Here is a 3,357-nt window from a genome sequence, read left to right as displayed (position 1 = left end):
CACTTGCTTGGAGCGGCTGGTGCAGTAGAGGCTGTCATTTCATTGAAAGCAATCAATGATGGAATTCTGCCTCCAACCATCAACTATGAAACACCAGATCCAGATTGTGATTTGGATTATGTTCCTAACGAAGCTCGTAAACAAGAAGTGAACGCAGTAATGAGTAACTCATTAGGCTTCGGTGGCCATAATGCTGCGCTAATTTTCCAGAAGTATACGGATTAAATCACGAAAACCCGATGTCAAAAAAGACATCGGGTTTTTATTATGAGCTTTCCTCTCCATTGAAGTAATCTTGTAGTGTTTCCCGGGTTTTAACTTCATCATGAGCCAGTACAAGACCGATCGGGTAATCTTTACGTTCATTCCATACATTGTCATCCGTAGGTATACGAAGGGTTTCTACCTGGTCAACTGGATTCAGTAGGTAGTCTTTTCCAAGTTGAAGAATCTTACCGCTTCCCATATTCGTATCAATGTATGGCTGAAGAGTGCCGATTAATCTAGGTGCTTTCAATACACCGCTGAAAGAAATCATTTTTTCCTTTAATAAATTCATCACTTCTTGTTGGCGTTCTACCCTGCCGTAATCTCCTTGACTATCACTTCTGAAGCGAACATAGCCAAGCAGTTCTTCCCCACTCAATCTCTGTTCTCCTGCTTGTAAATCTATATGAGTGCCTCCACCAGCGGATTTGTAATACATATCCTTTTTGACATCCACATCAAGTCCTTTTGGAGCAATTGTATCGACCACTTGTGTGAACCCTTCAAAGTCGACGATAGAATAGTATTCAAGATCGATTCCGAAATTCTCTGAAATCGTTTGTCGTAACAATTCAGGACCTCCGATGGCGAAAGCTGCGTTAATTTTGTTATATCCGTGCTCTGGGATGTTCACATAAGTATCTCGCATGAGTGAGGCAACTTTGGCCGTCTCGGCTTTTGTATCGTATTGGGCAATCATGATTGTATCAGTGCGGGGTACTTCAGTATCTCTCTGATCGATACCAAGGAGCAGAACATTTACTTTATGATCGTTGTTGTCTACTCCTTTAAAAGATTCCTTGTATTTGCTTTTCGTAACTTCTATCGTCTGGTTTTCTTCAGCATCTGCATTAGAACTTCCTAAAGCTTTCTGCTTGCCTGAAATATATTCAAAGGCGGAATAACCTAGAGTAATTAGAATGGCCAGGGCAAAAAGTCCAAGTGTGAGTTTAAGCCTTCGCTTTTTTCGACGCTGCTTTCGCAGGCGGCGTGATTTCGACAAGTCGATCATCCTTTCGTTATATCTCTCTCTGTTCATTAATTTACCTGTAAATGGCAGGTAAGTAAAGAGCAAGAACAATTGGAATCTTACGCATGAGAGGAGGTTGTCCCTCATAAGATAGCAATAGGAGGACAGGCCGGAGGGATGACTGATGTTGTATTGGATGTTGTTTTTGACAGGCTTCGGACTTGCTGTAGCTGGCGGAACTGTAACCATCACATATTTGAACCTTGTTCCTGCAGGGCTGAGCTGGTGGGAGTTTTTCGTTTTGATCCGAACCAGGTATGAGTGCTATCTGTTCCCGATTGGAATTATCCTTATTTTTGCCTCGATTACGCTAATGAAAGATTAGTTTAGTAAATAATGGTTCTAAAGAATAAAAAAGCCAGTATTGGTCATAATGTAACCTAAAGAGATCAGTGAATGAAAGTGAGGGGCCAAGATGCTATACATGCATGATCTATGGGTGAACTGGTTTGAAGGAGAAGAGAACGGGTACAACGTTTGCAGGTTTCATGAATGGCGTAAAGAAGATGGGATTGAATTAATCGATCAGATTCCGCTGTTGCTTATTACGGACGAATTATTTGATTTTATCGAAAATGATCTTCAAGATTTACCTTTATCCCTATTGCAGGATATCCATCGAAAAACGTATATGAAAAAAAACCAAGAGAGACATACAGTTGATTATGCTGCGGTCGTGACAAACGGAAAAGATGTCATTGTTTTTGATACATTGGGGTACACGTTACCGGTCAAAAAGAGTCGTCTGATTCCTCGCCAGGAGCGGTTAGTTTTTGAAATGGTTCAGGGTAAGACTCCAGAAAACTATATAATAGAAGAAAGCATTCTCAAAGAACATCATATCCTCTCACTCGATCCTGTCAAGATGTCAGGTCTGACAAGGCGAGAGCGTCAATTAAAGCAGCTGCTGATGATGGCCTTGGATCAATTGAAAAACTCCGACCATCCAGAGGAAATCAGGTACTGGCTTACGGAATGGGATCCGTGTCAGTATTCTCATATCAAACAATTATCCAATGAAGAAGCTTGGGAGCGTCTTTATGAAGGAACATGTAATGGGTGGACGCCTTTGCATGAGGAGTTATGTGGAAAAATCATTAAAGGTCAGCCTTTCTTTGAAACTATATGGCAAGGTGAGAACCAGCATCGATCACACCATTTAAATAGCCAGAATTGAGGATTTGAAATCCCAATTCTGGCTTTTGTTTGTGTTCGAGCGTTTATTTCTTTTTCTTCACACGACCCAGTCCCATAGCTTTTTTGGCTTTTCGAAGCATTTTATTCGCTTCAATAGAGGCTTGATCGGCACCTTGATCAAGGATCTCATCCAATTCTTCAGAGTTGATTAACTCCTCATACCTTTCCTGAATTGGTTTTAACGTTTCGATAACAGCTTCAGCTACGTCCTGTTTGAATTCTCCGTAGCCTTTTCCTTCATATTTCTTCTCTAAATCTTCAATAGATGTGCCCGCGCAGATCGAATAGATTGTCAGAAGGTTGGCGACCCCGGGTTTATTTTCTTTGTCGTATTTAACTAAACCATCTGAATCTGTGACAGCACTTTTGATCTTCTTAAGTATTTTCTTTTCATCATCCAACATAGAAATAAACGCTTTCTGATTGGTATCAGATTTACTCATTTTCTTCGTTGGTTCTTGGAGAGACATGATTCTTGCCCCGACTTTAGGAATGCTGACTTCAGGTACAGTGAAAATGTCATTGTATTTATTATTGAAACGCTGCGCTAAATTACGTGTCAGTTCCAGGTGTTGTTTTTGATCATCTCCAACTGGAACGATATCTGTTTTATAGAGCAGGATATCGGAAGCCATCAGTGGAGGATAAGTAAGCAATCCTGAAGTTACGCCTTCCTTACCACCTGCGGATTTATCTTTGAATTGCGTCATGCGCTCAAGCTCTCCGATATAACTGACACATTGTAACATCCATCCAAGCTGCGTATGCGCAGGGACTTCAGACTGAATGAATAGGATTGATTTGTCTGGGTCGATTCCAGAAGCCAAGTAAAGAGCTGCTAGTGACTTAATGTTATCTCTCAG

At 41.0% G+C, this 3,357-nt stretch carries 4 protein-coding genes and 1 pseudogene; 3 read left to right on the top strand and 2 right to left on the bottom strand.

The window, feature by feature from the left end:
* Nucleotides 1-225 (top strand): annotated as a pseudogene (locus LD39_RS17380) (beta-ketoacyl-[acyl-carrier-protein] synthase II); the annotation flags it as partial.
* 40 nt (nt 226-265) lie between these two features.
* Here the strand turns inward: LD39_RS17380 and LD39_RS17375 are convergent.
* On the bottom strand, nt 266-1,270 hold the full coding sequence (locus LD39_RS17375; protein WP_231572606.1) for an LCP family protein: 1,005 nt from the start codon (nt 1,268-1,270) through the stop codon (nt 266-268).
* Between the two features lie 151 nt (nt 1,271-1,421).
* Between LD39_RS17375 and LD39_RS17370 the strand changes: the two genes are divergently transcribed.
* Both LD39_RS17370 and LD39_RS17365 read left to right on the top strand, forming a co-directional pair.
* Nucleotides 1,422-1,622 (top strand): hypothetical protein, encoded by a 201-nt coding sequence (locus tag LD39_RS17370; protein WP_035550643.1) that lies wholly within the window; start codon nt 1,422-1,424, stop codon nt 1,620-1,622.
* Nucleotides 1,623-1,712: 90 nt separating this feature from the next.
* On the top strand, nt 1,713-2,474 hold the full coding sequence (locus tag LD39_RS17365; protein ID WP_035550641.1) for a YjbA family protein: 762 nt from the start codon (nt 1,713-1,715) through the stop codon (nt 2,472-2,474).
* Nucleotides 2,475-2,517: 43 nt separating this feature from the next.
* Here the strand turns inward: LD39_RS17365 and trpS are convergent.
* A partial coding sequence (gene trpS / locus LD39_RS17360) for a tryptophan--tRNA ligase (protein ID WP_035550638.1) occupies nt 2,518-3,357 on the bottom strand: 840 nt, incomplete at its 5' end.

This window comes from Halobacillus sp. BBL2006, assembly GCF_000786645.1.
Taxonomy (GTDB): domain Bacteria; phylum Bacillota; class Bacilli; order Bacillales; family Halobacillaceae; genus Halobacillus.
The sequence above is the reverse complement of the archived record's forward strand: the minus strand, read 5'-3'. Positions and strand labels throughout refer to the sequence as shown.